Here is a 17,011-nt window from a genome sequence, read left to right as displayed (position 1 = left end):
CGGCCGCGAGAAAAACTGTCTTTTTCATAATCGCTTTGTTTTTATAATGAAAAGAAGCGCAACGCCCTTCGCTCCGCATGCGGTATACGGAGACGTAAGGAGTTGTTATATGGGTGTCAATAAATGTCAAACGGGGGAGGGTAAATTGAAGCGTTATCGGTCGCGTGTCAGGGCGCGAGGCACGGTTCGTCGCGGCGTGCGCGTCCGTCCGTAGCGTTATCGATAGTATCTGTCTGCCTCTGCCTTTCATTGACCGTTCCTGTTTTTCTTTGTATTTAACGGTGCAAAGATAAAAAGGTTTCCCAAGTTAGACAATGAGTAAATTACTCAATTTAATTGTCAATGGTTAATTGTTAATTGTTATGCGTGGTTATCCGAACGCAAATTTCGCAAATTTCGCAAACGGCGCAAATGAACGCAAATAACCGCCTTTGTCATTCCGAACGCAGTGAGGAATCTCGCGGAGAAAAGGAAAAGAGAGATTCTTCGCTTACGCTCTGAATAACAAAAAACGCGAATAACGCGACTGTTGTAACTCGTCTTTCGTAATTTTATTGATTGACCGGAGAGGACTCACACTTTGATTCGCACGATTCCGCCATAGGGTGTCAGCTTACGGAGGGCTTCTTCGGGAGGGATGGTTCCTGCATAAATCCGGGCAGACATCAACACGCCGCCATGCGCAAAGACGGCAATCCGCTCGAAAGGCAAACGGCGGACCTCGTCGAGAAACGACGCGACACGGCCGAAGAGGTCTTGATACGATTCGCCGTTCGTCGTGGCGACGTGGAGGTAATCGTCATACCATTCCTGCATACGCGGATCGGTAATCGCGTCGAAACGCTGCATCTCCCAGTCGCCCATGTGTATCTCTTTGAGGCGGTCGTCACGGAGCGCCTTCGGGTATCCGCAGTAGGCGGCCAGCCTCGTGCAACGGCTTAGCGGACTGGTGTAGACGGCGTCAAACGCATAGTGGTCAAGCTCTTTTTTGACCGTCGCGGCTTCCGCCTCGAACGAGGGTTTCAGCGGCACATCCGTTTGTCCGTAGCATGTGCCGGCGGGCACATCGACCGACGTGTGCCGTATCAGATAAATATCCATATCGTGTTTAAGGCGATGAAGTAAGATAATTCGCAAAGAAGGAAGGTCGCGCCGCAGCAGTCGCCCGTGTATCCGCCGATGCGGCGTCTCATGTACTGCACGAGCCACGCCATGACGCTGTTCGGGACAGAGGCGGTCACACATATCCATAGAGCCATGTAAGGCGTTTCTTTCAGGAAAAGGACGCATCCGAGCATCGGTACGAGGGCGAACAGCAGTCCCACGGTAAAAGTTCGGGCCGACATCCGGTCGTAGACCTTTTTAATCTTGCAATCTTCTTCGTTACGGGCATAGGGAAGGAGATTGACGATTTGTGAAGCAGACCACTTAGACCATACATCGGCGAAAAAGAGCAGAACGATCGGCAGGTTGGCCGAACGTTGCGCGAGGGAAACCGTCGAGGTAACCCAAAGAGCTACATAGACGACAAGCGCCAGCACGCCATACGTTCCGATATGCGAATCCTTCATGATGGTAAGCACCTGTTCCCGCGACCGTCCTCCGCCGAATCCGTCGAAAAAATCCGCCAGCCCGTCTTCATGCAAGGCGCCCGTCAGCAATAACCGTCCGGTGAAAACCAGCAGGAGAGCTAAAACAACAGGCAGATGAAAGAATAACGCTATTCCGTAGATAGCCGTCATCACGCCGCCTGTCACCCAGCCGGCGACGGGCCAATAGCCGACGATGCGTTTGAAACTGTCTGCCGGCACACGCCGGAGCTTCCACCACGGCAGCCGGGTGAAGAACATCAGCGCGGCAAAGATATCGTCGATCATCTTCAGAAGTATTTCGTGATTCTGCCTTTCCCGAACGAGTCCATCTCGTTGATCATCCGTACGGCTGACTCAATCAGCGGATAAGCGCAAATTGCGCCCGTACCTTCGCCCAGACGCATCCCGAGGTCGAGCAGGGGACGCGCTCCCAACGCCTGCAGCACCAGACGATGCCCCGCTTCGTCTCCACAGTGCCCGAAGATGGCATACGACAGGACATCGGGGTACAGACGCGCTGCGGCCAGCATGCAGTTCGTCATGATGAACCCGTCTACCAGAATCAGCATCTTGGCCTCCGCTGCCTGCAACATCCCGCCCACGGCCATCACCATCTCATACCCTCCGAACCGGCTCATCACTTCTTCCGTCGAACGTTCGCCGCGAGCCTGCTCCAATGCCCGGCGGAGCACGTCGTACTTGTGCCGGATGCCGGTGCTGTCCAGCCCTGAACCGGCGCCGACGCATTGCTGTAAGGGAATATCCGTCAGGCAGGTCATCCATAGCGATGACGACGAGGTATTGCCGATTCCCATCTCACCGAAGCTGACGACGTTACATCCTGTAGCATGCACGTCGCGCACAACGGCGGCTCCACGCTCCACGCACAGTTCCATCTCCTCACGCGTCATTGCCGCTTCATGCAGGTAGTTACGTGTGCCTTTGCGTACTTTCCGATCGATGATACCCAGTCCGGGCGGAAAATCATAATCTACTCCCGCATCGATCACTCTCAGCGTGAAGCCGTGCTGACGACAGAGGAAATTGACGCCTCCGCCGCTACTTTTTATGAAGTGAATGCATTGCTGCCAAGTTACTTCCTTAGGCGATACGCTGACCCCCTCTTCCGTGATACCGTGATCGGCAGCGAAAATAAGGTTGAAAGGTTGTCGCAACGAAGGGTTGAGCGTCTGCTGAATCAGCCCTATTTGTAACGCCAACTCTTCGAGACGCCCGAGCGAGCCTTTCGGCTTCGTCAGGTCGTCGATTTTCTCCTGCAACGCTTCACGGATATGCTCGTCAGGCTTTTGGATATGGAATTGCTTCATGATGGAGATCCTTTATCTGCGACAAATTTACGCAAACAAAAAAGAATTGTCGTTATAAAACGATCGGGAGTTACCATCGCTATGCGGCGCCTTTCGTTTGTTTACAGAATTCGCCCCGTTAAACGAAACGAAAGAACGGGATAGACGACCCATCTCTGCAACGTGTGCGAAAGCTCGGCCCCATTGATGTTCGCCTTGCCCAAATTCGTTCCGTGCCTGTCATAGATATCGGGCTTACCTTGTACCATCGCTCCCAACTCCATCCGGAAGCCGACTCTTCGCACGGGAATAGCACGTCCGTAGCCGATGGCCGCATACGGTTTAAAAAGGCTCGTGCGCACTTCTGCCTTGATTCGTCCATGCTCCGCCGGAATCACGTAACCGTCCCATCTCAGGTCGCGGTCCGACCTTCCGTTCAGTCTTGCAATCGCCCTGTTTCCAAGATAGAAACCTCCCGATACGAAAAAGGCTGAACGGGTTGGATAGAAATCAAGCAACACCTTGCTGTTCACCATGCGAACCTCGCCGTTTATGTCGGTTCCGTTGGCGTACCCTTTTCCGTCATCATACAGTTCCATGTTTGCGGTGAAATCTACCGCGAGCGCTGATACGCCGCCCCGCAGCATCCATTTCGGATGCAGCGAAGTGACCACTTCCGCGTCTATCCCCGTCGTACCCATTGAGAGTCCTGCGCCCAGCGATGAGAAAGTCCCTCCGCCTTGCGCTGCCGTATGCATGGATACCATCCATCCGCATACCATTAATAATACCGTAATCTTTTTCATCTCTTTTTCAAACTTGCAACAAAAATACAACAGCTTGCGATGATTCCGAGTTGAATTCGTTGTTTTTCTCGTTTTTCTTGCATGTTACCTTTCGGTAACGTAACTTTGCGGTTACTTATCGGTAACATTACAATTGAGAAGGAGACATGAAAGATAGAGAACGTACGGAGAAAAAGATTCTCGACGCAGTCGGAAGCGTTATCGCGGGCGACGGCTTCGAAGGGATAGGGATAAATGCCGTAGCCCAAAAAGCAGGGGTATCGAAGATGCTTATATATAGATATTTCGGAGGGTTGGACGAGCTGATTTCTAGTTATCTTCTCCAAAAGGATTACTGGGTAAACACAAACATCGATTTTAGGGAATCGTCCGATATCGGCAAAAGTCTGAAACGATTGTTCCGTGAACAGATCCGGCAGATGCGCGGCGATATTACACTGAGACGATTGCACCGATGGGAATTGTCCACAGCGAATCAGACGGTCCGCCTGTTGAGGGAAAGAAGGGAACGGAACGGCTGTGAGCTGGTAAAAGCGGTGGGTGAGCTGACCCATTCGCCCCATGCGGAGGTCGCCTCTTTGGCAAGCATCCTTTCGGCATCCATCAGCTATCTGGTTTTGATGGAAGAACAGACGGCCGTGTATAACGGCATCGATTTGCAGAGCGACACCGGATGGGAGCAGGTCGCGCAAGGAATCGACCTGATGATTGATTTATGGATGAAACATGTACGACAATGAGAAAGATTATATTCATCGTTTTATTTTTAGGAATAATGAACCGTATATTCGCACAAAACACAGATTTTCTGTTCATGATTGAGCAGGCAGTGAAAGCTCCTTCGGGACACAACACGCAGCCGTGGCTGTTTAAGACAGGAGAGACAGAGATCGAGATCCGTCCCGATTTTACCAAATCGTTACCGGTCGTCGATCCCGACAATCGGGAACTGTTCGTCAGTCTCGGATGCGCCGCGGAGAACCTTTGCATCGCGGCGTCGCACAAAGGATATCGCACAAAGGTTGCTATCGAGGAAAATGGAATTATCCGCATCATCCTTGCCAGGGAAGAGGAGGACATTCCTTCTCCGCTGTTCTCTCAACTGTCCGTTAGACAAACGAACAGGAGTATTTATAACGGGAAGATCATCCCTGAGGACAGCATCCGACGCCTGAAATCCATCGCGCCGGAGCCTTGTGTAGGCATTCATTTCTTCCAAAACGGCTCCTCGGAGTTTGAGGCCATTTCGGAACTGATTTATGAGGGAAACAGTTGGCAGATGCGGGACCAGCACTTTCTGGCCGAATTGCGGCAATGGATGCGCTACAACAAGAAGCATCAGAACACGACAAGAGACGGGCTGAGTTATGCCGTCTTCGGTGCGCCCAATCTGCCGCGTTTTATCTCGGAGCCTATTATCTCCAAGGTGATCAATGAAAAATCTCAAAACAAAAACGATCGGAAGAAGATCGCCTCCTCTTCTCATTTTATCCTGTTTACCACCCGAAACAATACGATTGAACAGTGGGTAAACGCAGGCAGGACCTTGGAGCGCCTCCTTCTGACGACTACAGCTATGGGGATTGTTCATGCGTATATGAACCAACCCAATGAGATTCCGGAACTTTCACGAAAGATGGCCGAAATGCTGGGTATGCCCGATGAATACCCTACTGTCCTGATACGCGTAGGGTACGGAGAAAAGATGCCCTATTCCTTAAGAAAAAGTATAGAGGAGCGGATGGTTAAGGAGTAGTCACGGAGCAACGCGCATTCCGATAATCGCTCTTCTTGCTGCTCAGAACGAATTGCTCGGGACTTTTCTGTGATTTCTGATCAAAAAGACGTACCTTCGAAGTCTGAAAAACATTATGTCTCATTTAAAACGCAATCGTCATGAAAAAAATCGTTATTCTTACAGGAGCCGGAATGAGTGCCGAAAGCGGAATCTCTACGTTTCGCGACTCGAACGGATTATGGGAAAATTATCGGATTGAGGACGTGGCTACGCCCGAAGGGTTCATGAAAAATCCGCAGTTGGTACTCGACTTCTACAATCATCGCCGGCGCGAATTGCTGAACACCCAACCGAACGCCGGACATCGTGGTCTGGCTGATTTGGAAAAAGATTTCGAGGTACATATCATTACACAGAACGTTGATAACCTGCACGAACAGGCAGGCAGTACCCACGTTATTCACCTGCATGGGGAGCTGATGAAGTCTTGTTCAGTCAAGGACCTCAATCGTCCGTACGATATTTCGCCCGAGCAGCCCGATCTGCATGTCGGAGACAAAGCGCCCGACGGCGGACAGCTGCGTCCCTTTATCGTCTGGTTCGGTGAGCCTGTGCCGAAAATTGAAGAGGCGATCCGATACGTCGAGGATTGTGATATTTTCGTCGTGATCGGCACCTCGCTCAACGTTTATCCTGCGGCCGGATTGTTAAACTATGTCCGTAAGGAGCAGCCTATCTTCCTGATTGATCCGAAAGAGGTGAAAGCGTATCGCAGCGATATCGAATTTATCCGGTATGGCGCTTCGGAAGGTGTAAAGCGACTCACCGAACGGCTGAAAACGATGCGGTAAAAAAAGTTGTAACAAAATATGTGCTGCTCCGTCTTCTCCATGACGGGGCGGTCTTCCGATCGGCTGAAAGGATCGCCCTGCCATTGCAATGAATTAAAAAGAAGAACAATGAGAAAGAATGTTTTAATCATGCTGGCTGTAGTCTGTATGTGTCAGGGATGCCTGCCGAAAGGAAAGAAAGAAATAGCCGAACACACGAATAGTCCGGTAGAACAGCTATTCCGTGATTTTGCGAATGAGAAAGGCGCCGTGCGCATCAGTGTTGGAGGGATGATGATGGCGTTTGCGCGTTCATTTGCCGATACGAAAGGAGTGACGTACGTGAAAGTCTATTCGTTCGGTGAGTGCAATCAGGAGGTAAAAGACCGTCTGAACGAAGCAATCCGCTCGTTAAAAGACGATACGTATGAGGCGCTTGTCTCGACGAGTCAGGACGGAGAGCGTACGAGAGTGTTGGTCAAGATCAAAGAAGATCGGATTCATGAGCTTGTCGTTATAACCGGGGGAAACGATCCGGCGCTCGTACAGATCAAAGGAAACATCAAACCGGAAGATATCGAGAGCCTGATAAAAGAGCATTCATAAGCTTCGCATACGATGACGGCAGAGAGCTTTAAACAGCGCTACCTTTCCTTGCATCCGAGGCTGTACCGGGTTGCGTTCACGATCTTGAAGAATGAAGATGATGCGGCCGATGTGCTACAGGACGCGTACTGTAAACTTTGGGACAACCGTGAGCGATTAGGTGCAGTCGATCATCCGGATGCTTTCTGTGTCACGATGGTAAAACGCCTCTGTCTCGATCTGCTCCGGTCGCCGAAGTCGGCACAGAAGAGCGCGGTGGAAGAAGCATATATCATCGATGATCAGACGCCCTGCGAAGTGTTAGAGCAGAAAGAGATGCTGGGAAAAGTCAGGATGTGGATGCAACGACTGCCGGAAAAACAGCGCCGCGTACTTGAATTACGGGGATACGCCGACTGTTCATTGGAAGAGATCGGGCGTATCATGGGCGAGACTTCCGCCAATGTGCGGGTGTTGCTCTCGCGGGCACGAAATACATTAAGAATGAAAATAACGAACTGAACGATGGGAGACCGAAAAGAAATAAATGAATTGCTGGCCGCTTTTTACGCGGGTACGACAACACGTGAGGAAGAGGCGCGACTGAAAGCATTCTTCGACGATGCAGACCTGTCCGAACGATGGCATGCCGACCGCGATATCTTCCGCGCCCTCTACGATCCCGCGGACATCGTACTGCCGGAAGGCCTCTCCGACCGACTCGAACAGGTGCTCAACCGATATATCGGAGCTCCGCATCGTCCGAGGAAGCAACCGAGCAGGATCAGGAGACTCTATGTCGCGGTCGGGAGTGTGGCGGTCGCCGCATTGCTTTGTGTGACGCTGTTCTTTATCGGAGAGCATCGACAGCCCGCGCCTGTTACGGCCGATACGTTTACCGACCCACACGAAGCGGAACTTGTAGCGACAGAAGCCTTAGCGCTTGTCTCGATGCATCTGAACAAAGGACTGTCTCCTTTCGAGAAGGCGCGAAAGAATATGGACAAAACGAATGAAGTACTTGAAAAACTAAATTTGAAATGAGATGAAAACGAAATATCTACTGTTCATCCTGTGCTTCGTATGCAGCGGATGGGCTTCGGCTCAGCGATATAGCCTGTTCGACAAATATGCCGATCAGGACGATGTGACCGTTATCAACATCTCGAAAGCGATGTTTAAGATGATGGGGGGCAGCTTTAAGAAAAGTTCCAATGCCAAAATCGATAAGGTCGATATAACCGGTATTGTCGATAAAATAGATAACCTGACGATTCTAACTTCGGATAAGAGTGGGCTGAAAGAGAAGATGTACGCCGACTTCAGCGCGATGATTGCCAAAGATCGCAACTATGAGGAGTTGATGAGAATCAAGGACGGCAAGTCGCGCGTGACGTTTAACATCAAAAAGCGAGGGGCGCTGATTAACGAGCTGATTATGCTTGTCAATGATGAAGATGATTTCGTCATTATTCAGATTGCGGGAAGCTTCACGCTGAAAGATGTGCAGAACATCACCTCACATGTACAATAAAATAGGGCCGGACTACGTTCAGTCTACAACATTATTCCGGAAATATGAGAAAAGACAAAATACTTTGGGCAGACGACGAGATAGATTTGCTGAAGCCTCATATTCTTTTCCTCGAAGAGAAAGGCTATGAGGTTACGCCTGTTATCAGCGGGCAGGATGCCATCGACAGTTGCAGGGAGCAGACTTTCGACATTATTTTCTTAGATGAGAATATGCCCGGTCTGACCGGCCTCGAAACGCTCTCCACCATTAAAGAAATCGCCCCGACAGTGCCGGTCGTGATGGTCACCAAGAGCGAAGAAGAAAGCATTATGAATCAGGCTATCGGAAACAAAATCGCCGACTATCTGATCAAGCCGGTCAACCCGAATCAACTGTTTCTTTCGATCAAGAAAAATCTGCATAAGGACGATATCATCACTTCCGCCACAACGGTTAGTTACCAACAGGAATTCGGACGTATCGGGATGCAGATCGGCGACTCATTGACGGCCGACGACTGGATGGAAATCTATAAGAAGATCGTTTACTGGGAACTGGAGCTGGAAGAGAATCAGGTGCAGATGCAAGACATGTTGATCATGCAGAAGCGGGAGGCCAACAATGCTTTCGGTAAGTTTATCAAAAAGAACTATCTGGATTGGATACGCTATCCCGACCAGCGTCCGCTGATGAGCCCGGACTTGTTTAAGAAGAAAGTATTTCCGTTATTGGACGAAGAAGAGAAAGTCTTTTTTATCCTGATCGATAATTTCCGGTTCGACCAGTGGCGGGTGGTGAAGAATCTGTTGTCGAGCTTCTTCACCGTCGATGAAGAGATGTATTACAGTATCTTGCCGACTGCCACACAATATGCGCGGAACGCGATCTTCTCAGGCCTGATGCCGGCGCAGATCGAGGAGATGTTTCCCGAACTGTGGGTCGACGAAGAGAGCGAAGAGGGGAAGAACATCAACGAAGAGCCGTTGATCCGTACGCAGATCGAACGGTTCCGGAAAAAATATTCGTTCTCGTACCACAAAGTATATGACTCGCATTTCGGAGAGAAATTGCTGAACAACCTGAACGAACTTATGCACAACCAACTCAATGTGATTGTGATTAACTTCGTCGATATGCTTTCGCATGCCCGTACGGAGAGCAAGATGATTCGTGAACTGGCGCAGAGCGAGGCGGCATACCGCAGCCTGACACGCTCGTGGTTTCAGCATTCTACCACGCTCGACCTGTTCAAAAAACTGGCGGACAAAGGGTATAAAGTAATTGTTACCACCGATCACGGAACGATTCAGGTCGACTCGCCGATTAAAATTACCGGAGATAAAAATACGAGCACGAACTTGCGTTATAAGCTCGGCAAGAACATGTCTTGCGATTCCAAGTATGTTTTCGAGATCAAAGATCCTGCCAAGGCCGGACTGCCTTCTCCTCATCTGAGTACAAGGTATGTCTTCGCAACGAACGAGGCGTTTTTCGCTTATCCGAACAACTATAATTATTACGTTCCTTACTATCGGAATACCTTCCAGCACGGAGGCATTTCGATGGAAGAGATGATGATCCCTTTCATAACGATGCAACCGAAATGAAAACGCTTTATATTACAGACCTGAACGCCATCCGTGAGGCGGCGAGAGAATTTATCGGCGATATGAAGACATGCGGTCGCGTTGTCTTCGCCTTTTACGGAAAGATGGGCGCCGGAAAAACGACATTCATCAAGGCTGTCTGCGAAGAGCTTGGGGTTAAAGACGTGATCAACAGTCCCACCTTTGCCATTATCAACGAGTATGCTGTCCCTGCATCCGGACAGTCGATTTATCATTTCGATTTTTACCGTATCAATGAAATCGGTGAGGCGCTCGACATCGGAACGGAGGATTATTTCGACAGTGGAGCGTGGTGCTTCATCGAATGGCCGGAGAAGATCGAACCGCTCCTGCCCGACGATACCGTCTGCGTGACTCTTACCGAACAGGAAGACGGTACGCGCACCGTAGCTTACTGAGCCGCCTGAAAGAACTCGCGGATCTGCTCTGTGATGTAAGCCTGCATTTCTTCCGTCAGTTCCGTATGCATCGGCAACGACAATACCTCGCTGCTTAGCCGTACCGACTCCGTCATATCGCCGGAAGTGCGAGCAATCCATTTATACGCTTCCTGTTCCTGTACAGCCATCGGGTAATAAACCATTGAGGGGATGCCTTTTTCTTTCAGGAAAGCTTGCAGGGCATCCCGCCGTCCATTCTTCACTTGCAGCGTATATTGATGATAGACATGCGTCGAGAAAGGCGACCTTACCGGGATGCAAACACCGGACAGCGAACTCAACTCCTTGTCGTAATATTGCGCCGCCGTCTGACGCGCTTCGGTAAAACTATTCAGATGGCGCAGCTTGACGTCTAAGACAGCCGCCTGCAGCGTGTCGAGACGCGAGTTGCATCCGACGATGTGATGATGATACTTTTTATTTTGGCCATGATTGGCAAGCATCCGGACGCGTTCCGCCAATCGTTCGTCGGAAGTGATGACGGCTCCTCCGTCGCCGTAGCACGCCAGCGGTTTGGTCGGGAAGAAAGACGTCGTACCGATATGTCCGATCGTGCCGGCTTTTTTTACCGTTCCGTCAGAGAAAGTATAGTCGGCGCCGAGCGATTGAGCATTGTCTTCAATCACGCCGATTTTGTATTTTGCGGCGAGCTTCATCACCGGCTCCATGTCGCAGGTCTGTCCGAAGAGATGAACGACGACTATGGCCTTCGTTTGTCGTGTAATGGCTTGTTCGAGTCGTTCCACATTCAGGTTGAAGCTGTCGGGACACACATCGACGAGGATCGGCGTGATGCCTAACGCGGCGATCATCTCGGCGGCGGCAATGTAAGTAAACGCAGGGAGGATGACTTCGTCTCCGGCCTGTATATCCCATGCCTGCAGGGCCAGACGGAGCGCGTCCGTTCCATTCCCGCACGGGATTACGCAGGGCACTTGCAGGTAATCGGCCAGATGCCCGCAAAATGTCTGCACCTGAGGACCATTGATAAAGGCCGTGGAGTTCAGTACCTCTTTTATCGCTTCGTCGATTTCTGTTTCGAGCCGCCGATACTGGCTTTTCAGGTCGACCATTTGTATTTCCATCACTTCACTTCGCTTCCGGGTTCAACTGCTTTCTGAGGCATCACGACGGACAGGCTTCCGTCGGCGTTTTCGGCCGAGAGAATCATCCCTTCGGAAGGGATGCCTTTGAGCTGCCGCGGGGCAAGGTTGGCGATAAAGCATACCTGTTTGCCGACCAGTTCTTCGGGTTTATAATGTTTAGCGATACCCGATACGATCGTGCGCCCGCCCAATCCGTCGTCGATTTTGAATTGCAGGAGCTTGTCCGCTTTGGGCACTTTGGTACATTCGAGCACTGTGCCTACGCGGATATCGAGTTTGGTGAAGTCGTCGAACGCGATGGTGTCGCGTATCGGGGCGGCACGGCGTGCGGCTGCTTCGTTCGCTTTTTTCGTATCGAGCAGTTTCTGTATCTGCCGGTCAATAACGGCATCTTCGAGCTTCTCGAACAGCAGTGCGGACTTGCCGAGCTGATGACCGGCTTCGAGGAGATCGACCGAGCCTAAGCGTTCCCAATCGAAACGGCCGATGTTCAGCATCCGGTTCAGCTTCTCCATGCTGAAGGGTAAGAAAGGTTCGAAAACGATGGAGAGGTTGGCCGTGATCTGGAGCGCGATATGGATAATCGTCTCGACGCGTTTCATATCCGTCGCGGCGAGCTTCCACGGCTCGGTATCGGCCAGATACTTGTTACCGATGCGTGCCAAATTCATCGCTTCGCGTTGTGCGTCGCGGAAATGGTACGTATCGAGCAATCGTTCGACCGTTGCTTTTACATCGGCAAACTCGCGGAGCGTTTCGCGGTCGTAGTCGGTCAGTTCGCCGCAGGCCGGCACTTTCCCGCCGAAGTATTTCTCCGTTAAGACGAGGGCTCGATTGACGAAGTTGCCAAGTATGGCGACCAACTCGTTATTGTTGCGTGCCTGAAAATCTTTCCACGTAAAGTCATTGTCTTTCGTTTCAGGAGCGTTCGCCGTCAAGACGTAGCGCAGGACGTCCTGCTTGCCGGGCATTTCTTCCAAATATTCGTGCAGCCAGACGGCCCAGTTGCGCGAGGTAGAGATTTTATCGTTTTCGAGATTGAGAAACTCGTTGGCCGGTACATTCTCGGGCAAGATGAACGAGCCTTCGGCCTTGAGCATGGTCGGGAAGACGATGCAATGGAAGACGATGTTGTCTTTGCCGATAAAATGTACGATCTTTGTTTCGAGGTCTTTCCACCACGTTTCCCAATTGCCGTACTTTTGAGGATCGGAATCGCACAACTCCTTCGTATTGCTGATGTATCCGATGGGAGCATCGAACCATACATACAGTACTTTCCCTTCGGCGCCTTCGACGGGTACGGGGATTCCCCAATCGAGGTCGCGGCTGACGGCGCGCGGTTGCAGACCCATGTCGAGCCAGCTCTTGCACTGCCCGTACACGTTGGATTTCCACTCTTTATGGTCTTCGAGAATCCATTGACGGAGGAACGGCTCGAAGCGGTCGAGCGGCAGATACCAATGCTTCGTTTTACGCATGACGGGCGGATGGCCGCTGATCATCGACTTCGGATTCTTCAGGTCGGTCGGGCTGAGCGAGGTGCCGCAACTCTCGCACTGGTCACCATAGGCATGTTCGTTGGAGCAATGCGGGCAGGTGCCGGTGATGTAGCGGTCGGCCAGAAACTGTCCGGCTTCTTCGTCGTAATATTGTTCGCTTTCTTTTTCGATGAAAACGTTGTTCTCATAGAGTGTCCGGAAGAAGTCGGAAGCCATCTTCCGATGCGTATCGGAAGTGGTTCGCGAGTAGATATCGAACGATATGCCGAAGTCCTCGAACGTTTTCCGGATCAAGCTGTGATAGCGATCCACAATGTCCTGCGGCGTGACGCCTTCCTTCTTGGCGCGCAGCGTAATGGGCACGCCATGTTCGTCTGAACCTCCGATCATGAGCACGTTCTCGCCTTTGAGGCGGAGGTAACGCGCATAGATGTCGGCCGGAAGATATACGCCTGCCATGTGGCCGATGTGTACCGGTCCGTTGGCATAGGGAAGCGCCGTAGTCACCAATGTTCTTTTGAAATGCTTTGTTTCCATCTTTTTCTTACTTTCGGGACGCAAATTTAGATAAAATCCTCGAGATTTTACACCGGGCAGATAAAAACACAAGGCCGACGCTCTGTTTTCTGTCCCCTCCTTTGCGTGTTCTTAGCCACAATTTTACTATCTTGGAGGGAAAAAAATTTAAAAAAATAATTATGAACAGAAGGGGAAATTGAGCAGGAATGTAAAGAATCCAACAAAATACGTTTTAGAGGAAAGGTAGTTAAAAAAGAACGAAGATGAGGAAGAGGCGGCGGAAATTTACGACCGTCCGCGGTTCTTACGGCGCGAGGACGCTTGTCGCCATGGCTTGTCGCGCCCCGGACGGCGTGATGCACCGCTTCGGCCGTCGGGTTGTTCGGTTTTCCGTTCTTTTCGCCGGCCTTTCCCACCGTTCGCAGAATCGTTGCCGCGAGTCATCTCCACGAAGATGGGGCGTCCGTCGACTTCGTACTGATTCATGCTGTCGACTACCCGTTGTGCTTCGCCTTTGTCGACCTCGAAATAGGAAACCTTCTCGCGCAAGTCTATACGGCCGATCTCGACCTTGCGGCCGGGCACGCATCGGTTGATGAGTTCGATGACTTGGGCCGGGAAGATACCGTCGGCCTTTCCGAAGTTCAGGGTAAGGCGTTTGAAGCCGTTCTCGGCTTTCTGTGCGCGGCGAGCGGAGCGTTCGGACTCTTTTTTGCCACGAGCCGAGGGTTCGTCTACGTCTTCAATCTCTCCGGCGTCGCGATAATAATCGATCATCCGGTTAAATTCGAGCGATATCAGGCGTTTGATAATATCTTCCTTTTCGAGCCATTCGAGTTTGCGGAACACGGAGGGCATGAGCGAGGCGATCTCATCTTCGTTTACTTTCACTTTTTCAAGCTGGTCGATGAAGTAGAAGAGTTGCTTTTCGCAGATGGCGTTGCCCGAGGGCAGCGTACCTTTTTCGAATTGCTTGTTGACGATTTTTTCAATCTGCCGTATTCTGCTTTTCTCGCGGACATGGCAGATCGAAATAGAGATACCCGTTTTTCCGGCGCGTGCGGTACGTCCGCTGCGATGCGTGTATGATTCCACATCGTCGGGCAAGCCGTAATGAATCACATGGGTAAGATTGTCTACGTCGAGGCCTCGCGCCGCCACGTCGGTAGCCACAAGCAACTGCAGGTTGCGGAGGCGGAACTTCTGCATCACGTAATCGCGTTGCGCCTGACTCAGTTCGCCATGGAGCGAGTCGGCATTGTAGCCGTCCTGAATAAGTTTGTCGGCGATCTCCTGCGTCTCTTTGCGGGTGCGGCAGAATACGATCCCGTAGATGTTGGGATAGAAGTCGACGAGCCGTTTAAGCGCGAGGTACTTGTCTTTGGCATGCACCATATAATAAAGGTGGCGGATGTTTTGATTCCCTTCGTTTTTGCGTCCGATGATGATTTCTTTCGGGTCACGCATGTATTCTTTCGTGATCCGCGCAATCTCCTGCGGCATGGTGGCCGAGAAGAGCAGCATGTTACGCCCCTCGGGTACTTCGGCCAGAATGGCGTTGATGCTTTCGGAAAACCCCATGTTGAGCATCTCGTCGGCCTCGTCGAGGATGACGTGCTTAATCTCTTGCAGGTTTACCGTCCGCCGGTTCATCAGGTCGAGCAGGCGTCCGGGCGTAGCCACGACCACGTGTACCCCTTTTTTGAGTGCTTTGATCTGGCTGTCGATGCTTGATCCCCCATAAACGGGCAGAACCTTGAGCGCATCAATGTATTTGGAGTAATCGCTCAGGTCGCCGGCAATTTGCAGACACAGTTCGCGGGTGGGGCAGAGGATGAGAGCCTGCGGTGTCTGTTTGTGTAGGTCTGTTTTTTGCAGCACGGGCAAACCGTAGGCCGCAGTTTTTCCCGTACCGGTCTGTGCCAATGCGATGACGTCGTTATCTTCTCCCAGCAGAAAAGGAATCACTTCCTCTTGTACCGGCATGGGGGCTTCGTAGCCCATCTCGCGGATCGCCTTCAAAACAGGTGAGGCAATCCCTAATTCTTCAAATGTTTTCAACTGATTTCTTTCTTGATAAGGCCGCAAAGATACGGATTAATTCGGAATATCGGGGCGGGGATGCAAAGTATTATAAGCAATTGATCCGCTCTTGTATAATCATTGGCAGGAGAGATGCTTAGGCTTAAACAATATGCCGGATTTCGAAGCATACCGCCGATACAGCTCGTTGAAACGGCTATCGGGGGCGATATATCCGAAGACGATCTCGTCGGCGTGCTCGGCGATATATCGGTTTCGCTCGTCGGCGGCAGCTTGGCTCGCCCGCGTCGCTTTGAGAGCAGAGAAAAGCCGTCTTGTGTGCCTCGAGCAACTCACGATTGCCAAGATATTCTACTTCGATATGCATAGATTATTTCTTTATGGTTTCTCCGGCGTCGCCTTTCTTTGTATTGTTCGTGCGTGCTGCGATACGTTTCAGGTCTTGGTCGAGCTGCTTGATACTCTCGAAGTGTTCTATTTGCTGCTGTTGCTCTTTGTAAGCGATGTACTCTTTAGTGGCTTTCGCTACAGCCATCTCGTGAGAAATTTTTCCGGCATGTTCGAGGATACTCTTCTCGTTCATAGTTAGCACAAGGCGGAGTTTCTGAATCCAGTCTCGCATATACATCGGTTTCTCTGCCAAAGCCTGAGCCTCGGCATAGGCAAGGAACTGCTCTACAATGAGTTTTAGTTGACCAATCTCTTTCTCATTCAGGTAGTTCTTACCTATCAGAGCATCGCCCTTGGTAACTTTTCCCTCCTTCTCGGTAGAGGTAAGTCCCATCAGGGGCAAGGAGGCATTGGCACGATAATACATAAGCTCGGAGGCAGTCTTGCCACTGACAGCCCAAAGCAACTTGTTTTGCACCTCTTTGAAGAAAGCCAAGGTCATAGCAGCAGAAGGATCGTAGTCGATACTGGTGGCATAAATATCCTTTATCTGCTGATAGAAAACCTTTTCCGAAAGGCGTATCTCACGAATACGCCCTAAGAGTTCCTTAAAATAGTTGTAGGAAGACCCCGTCTTGAATCGCTCATCATTCAACGCAAAACCTTTGATGATATATTCTTTCAATCGTTGTGTAGCCCAGATGCGAAACTGTGTGCCTTGCTGCGACTTGACACGATAACCCACAGAGATAATCACGTCGAGGTTGTAATAATCTATATTTCGGGTAACTTCTCTACCTCCTTCTGTTTGAACTGTTGCATAATTTGCAACAGTTGCCTCCGTAGACAGTTCTCCCTCCTCAAAGACGTTCTTGACATGACGTGAGATAGTAGATTTATCACGTCCGAAAAGTGTTGCCATCTGGTCTAACGACAGCCACACCGTTTCGCTCTCGAATCGGACATCTATCTTGATTTTTCCATCTTCCGACCTGTAGATGAGCATATT

18 protein-coding genes and 1 pseudogene are annotated in these 17,011 nt (G+C 50.9%); 10 read left to right on the top strand and 9 right to left on the bottom strand.

Annotated elements, in window-relative coordinates; translation table 11 throughout:
- The 5 genes and pseudogenes from ACTTKA_RS10465 to ACTTKA_RS10445 all read right to left on the bottom strand — a co-directional run.
- Positions 1-250 (bottom strand): annotated as a pseudogene (locus ACTTKA_RS10465) (hypothetical protein); the annotation flags it as partial.
- A 323-nt stretch (positions 251-573) separates the two neighbouring features.
- Positions 574-1,101 (bottom strand): alpha-ribazole phosphatase, encoded by a 528-nt coding sequence (gene cobC, locus ACTTKA_RS10460; protein ID WP_442724994.1) that lies wholly within the window; start codon positions 1,099-1,101, stop codon positions 574-576.
- Positions 1,086-1,877: an adenosylcobinamide-GDP ribazoletransferase gene (gene cobS, locus ACTTKA_RS10455; protein ID WP_442724993.1), complete on the bottom strand. Its 792-nt coding sequence runs from the start codon at positions 1,875-1,877 to the stop codon at positions 1,086-1,088. The genes cobC and cobS overlap by 16 nt, the downstream gene beginning before the upstream one ends.
- Positions 1,878-1,879: 2 nt before the next feature.
- Positions 1,880-2,920, bottom strand: coding sequence for a nicotinate-nucleotide--dimethylbenzimidazole phosphoribosyltransferase (gene cobT, locus ACTTKA_RS10450; protein ID WP_442724992.1), 1,041 nt, complete (start codon positions 2,918-2,920; stop codon positions 1,880-1,882).
- A 101-nt stretch (positions 2,921-3,021) separates the two neighbouring features.
- Entirely contained in the window at positions 3,022-3,705 is a 684-nt protein-coding gene (locus ACTTKA_RS10445; protein ID WP_442724991.1) for a hypothetical protein, read from the bottom strand.
- A 146-nt stretch (positions 3,706-3,851) separates the two neighbouring features.
- Between ACTTKA_RS10445 and ACTTKA_RS10440 the strand changes: the two genes are divergently transcribed.
- The 9 genes from ACTTKA_RS10440 to tsaE all read left to right on the top strand — a co-directional run bounded on the left by ACTTKA_RS10440 (position 3,852) and on the right by tsaE (position 10,400).
- Entirely contained in the window at positions 3,852-4,445 is a 594-nt protein-coding gene (locus ACTTKA_RS10440) for a TetR/AcrR family transcriptional regulator (RefSeq protein WP_442724990.1), read from the top strand.
- A 35-nt stretch (positions 4,446-4,480) separates the two neighbouring features.
- Entirely contained in the window at positions 4,481-5,461 is a 981-nt protein-coding gene (locus tag ACTTKA_RS10435; protein WP_442724995.1) for an Acg family FMN-binding oxidoreductase, read from the top strand.
- Positions 5,462-5,601: 140 nt separating this feature from the next.
- The gene (locus ACTTKA_RS10430; RefSeq protein ID WP_442724989.1) at positions 5,602-6,294 is read left to right on the top strand and encodes an SIR2 family NAD-dependent protein deacylase; all 693 of its coding nucleotides are present in this window, start codon (positions 5,602-5,604) and stop codon (positions 6,292-6,294) included.
- Positions 6,295-6,402: 108 nt separating this feature from the next.
- On the top strand, positions 6,403-6,879 hold the full coding sequence (locus tag ACTTKA_RS10425; protein WP_442724988.1) for a DUF4252 domain-containing protein: 477 nt from the start codon (positions 6,403-6,405) through the stop codon (positions 6,877-6,879).
- Between the two features lie 12 nt (positions 6,880-6,891).
- Complete coding sequence (locus ACTTKA_RS10420) at positions 6,892-7,380, top strand: RNA polymerase sigma factor (RefSeq protein ID WP_442724987.1); 489 nt, start codon at positions 6,892-6,894, stop codon at positions 7,378-7,380.
- Positions 7,381-7,383: 3 nt separating this feature from the next.
- The gene (locus tag ACTTKA_RS10415) at positions 7,384-7,902 is read left to right on the top strand and encodes a hypothetical protein (RefSeq protein WP_442724986.1); all 519 of its coding nucleotides are present in this window, start codon (positions 7,384-7,386) and stop codon (positions 7,900-7,902) included.
- A 1-nt stretch (position 7,903) separates the two neighbouring features.
- Entirely contained in the window at positions 7,904-8,392 is a 489-nt protein-coding gene (locus ACTTKA_RS10410; protein ID WP_046826061.1) for a DUF4252 domain-containing protein, read from the top strand.
- 44 nt (positions 8,393-8,436) lie between these two features.
- Positions 8,437-9,981, top strand: a complete 1,545-nt coding sequence (locus ACTTKA_RS10405) for a PglZ domain-containing protein (RefSeq protein WP_442724985.1) — start codon at positions 8,437-8,439, stop codon at positions 9,979-9,981.
- A complete protein-coding gene (gene tsaE, locus ACTTKA_RS10400; protein WP_442714595.1) occupies positions 9,978-10,400 on the top strand; it encodes a tRNA (adenosine(37)-N6)-threonylcarbamoyltransferase complex ATPase subunit type 1 TsaE in 423 nt (140 codons plus the stop codon). Before ACTTKA_RS10405 ends, tsaE begins: the two co-directional genes overlap by 4 nt.
- Here the strand turns inward: tsaE and ACTTKA_RS10395 are convergent.
- From ACTTKA_RS10395 to ACTTKA_RS10385, 3 genes are all read right to left on the bottom strand, one after another.
- Positions 10,394-11,527: a DegT/DnrJ/EryC1/StrS family aminotransferase gene (locus ACTTKA_RS10395; protein WP_442724984.1), complete on the bottom strand. Its 1,134-nt coding sequence runs from the start codon at positions 11,525-11,527 to the stop codon at positions 10,394-10,396. The two genes, tsaE and ACTTKA_RS10395, sit on opposite strands and share 7 nt — an antisense overlap.
- The gene (metG, locus tag ACTTKA_RS10390; protein WP_442724983.1) at positions 11,527-13,587 is read right to left on the bottom strand and encodes a methionine--tRNA ligase; all 2,061 of its coding nucleotides are present in this window, start codon (positions 13,585-13,587) and stop codon (positions 11,527-11,529) included. Before metG ends, ACTTKA_RS10395 begins: the two co-directional genes overlap by 1 nt.
- 267 nt (positions 13,588-13,854) lie before the next feature.
- Positions 13,855-15,657 (bottom strand): DEAD/DEAH box helicase, encoded by a 1,803-nt coding sequence (locus ACTTKA_RS10385; RefSeq protein WP_442724982.1) that lies wholly within the window; start codon positions 15,655-15,657, stop codon positions 13,855-13,857.
- Between the two features lie 87 nt (positions 15,658-15,744).
- Between ACTTKA_RS10385 and ACTTKA_RS10380 the strand changes: the two genes are divergently transcribed.
- Positions 15,745-15,981, top strand: coding sequence for a hypothetical protein (locus tag ACTTKA_RS10380; protein ID WP_442724981.1), 237 nt, complete (start codon positions 15,745-15,747; stop codon positions 15,979-15,981).
- A 1-nt stretch (position 15,982) separates the two neighbouring features.
- Here the strand turns inward: ACTTKA_RS10380 and ACTTKA_RS10375 are convergent.
- Positions 15,983-17,011: virulence RhuM family protein (locus tag ACTTKA_RS10375; protein ID WP_442724980.1), on the bottom strand; the 1,029-nt coding region annotated here is incomplete at its 5' end.

It is taken from the genome of Tannerella sp. (assembly GCF_052170195.1).
In the GTDB taxonomy this organism is placed as follows: Bacteria; Bacteroidota; Bacteroidia; order Bacteroidales; family Tannerellaceae; genus Tannerella.
The sequence above is the reverse complement of the archived record's forward strand: the minus strand, read 5'-3'. Positions and strand labels throughout refer to the sequence as shown.

Coding starts and splice junctions, on each gene's coding strand:
- cobC (WP_442724994.1), bottom strand. CDS start 1,101: ATGGATATTTATCTGATACGGCACACGTCGGTCGATGTGCCCGCCGGC.
- cobS (WP_442724993.1), bottom strand. CDS start 1,877: ATGATCGACGATATCTTTGCCGCGCTGATGTTCTTCACCCGGCTGCCG.
- cobT (WP_442724992.1), bottom strand. CDS start 2,920: ATGAAGCAATTCCATATCCAAAAGCCTGACGAGCATATCCGTGAAGCG.
- ACTTKA_RS10445 (WP_442724991.1), bottom strand. CDS start 3,705: ATGAAAAAGATTACGGTATTATTAATGGTATGCGGATGGATGGTATCC.
- ACTTKA_RS10440 (WP_442724990.1), top strand. CDS start 3,852: ATGAAAGATAGAGAACGTACGGAGAAAAAGATTCTCGACGCAGTCGGA.
- ACTTKA_RS10435 (WP_442724995.1), top strand. CDS start 4,481: ATGAACCGTATATTCGCACAAAACACAGATTTTCTGTTCATGATTGAG.
- ACTTKA_RS10430 (WP_442724989.1), top strand. CDS start 5,602: ATGAAAAAAATCGTTATTCTTACAGGAGCCGGAATGAGTGCCGAAAGC.
- ACTTKA_RS10425 (WP_442724988.1), top strand. CDS start 6,403: ATGAGAAAGAATGTTTTAATCATGCTGGCTGTAGTCTGTATGTGTCAG.
- ACTTKA_RS10420 (WP_442724987.1), top strand. CDS start 6,892: ATGACGGCAGAGAGCTTTAAACAGCGCTACCTTTCCTTGCATCCGAGG.
- ACTTKA_RS10415 (WP_442724986.1), top strand. CDS start 7,384: ATGGGAGACCGAAAAGAAATAAATGAATTGCTGGCCGCTTTTTACGCG.
- ACTTKA_RS10410 (WP_046826061.1), top strand. CDS start 7,904: ATGAAAACGAAATATCTACTGTTCATCCTGTGCTTCGTATGCAGCGGA.
- ACTTKA_RS10405 (WP_442724985.1), top strand. CDS start 8,437: ATGAGAAAAGACAAAATACTTTGGGCAGACGACGAGATAGATTTGCTG.
- tsaE (WP_442714595.1), top strand. CDS start 9,978: ATGAAAACGCTTTATATTACAGACCTGAACGCCATCCGTGAGGCGGCG.
- ACTTKA_RS10395 (WP_442724984.1), bottom strand. CDS start 11,527: ATGGAAATACAAATGGTCGACCTGAAAAGCCAGTATCGGCGGCTCGAA.
- metG (WP_442724983.1), bottom strand. CDS start 13,587: ATGGAAACAAAGCATTTCAAAAGAACATTGGTGACTACGGCGCTTCCC.
- ACTTKA_RS10380 (WP_442724981.1), top strand. CDS start 15,745: ATGCTTAGGCTTAAACAATATGCCGGATTTCGAAGCATACCGCCGATA.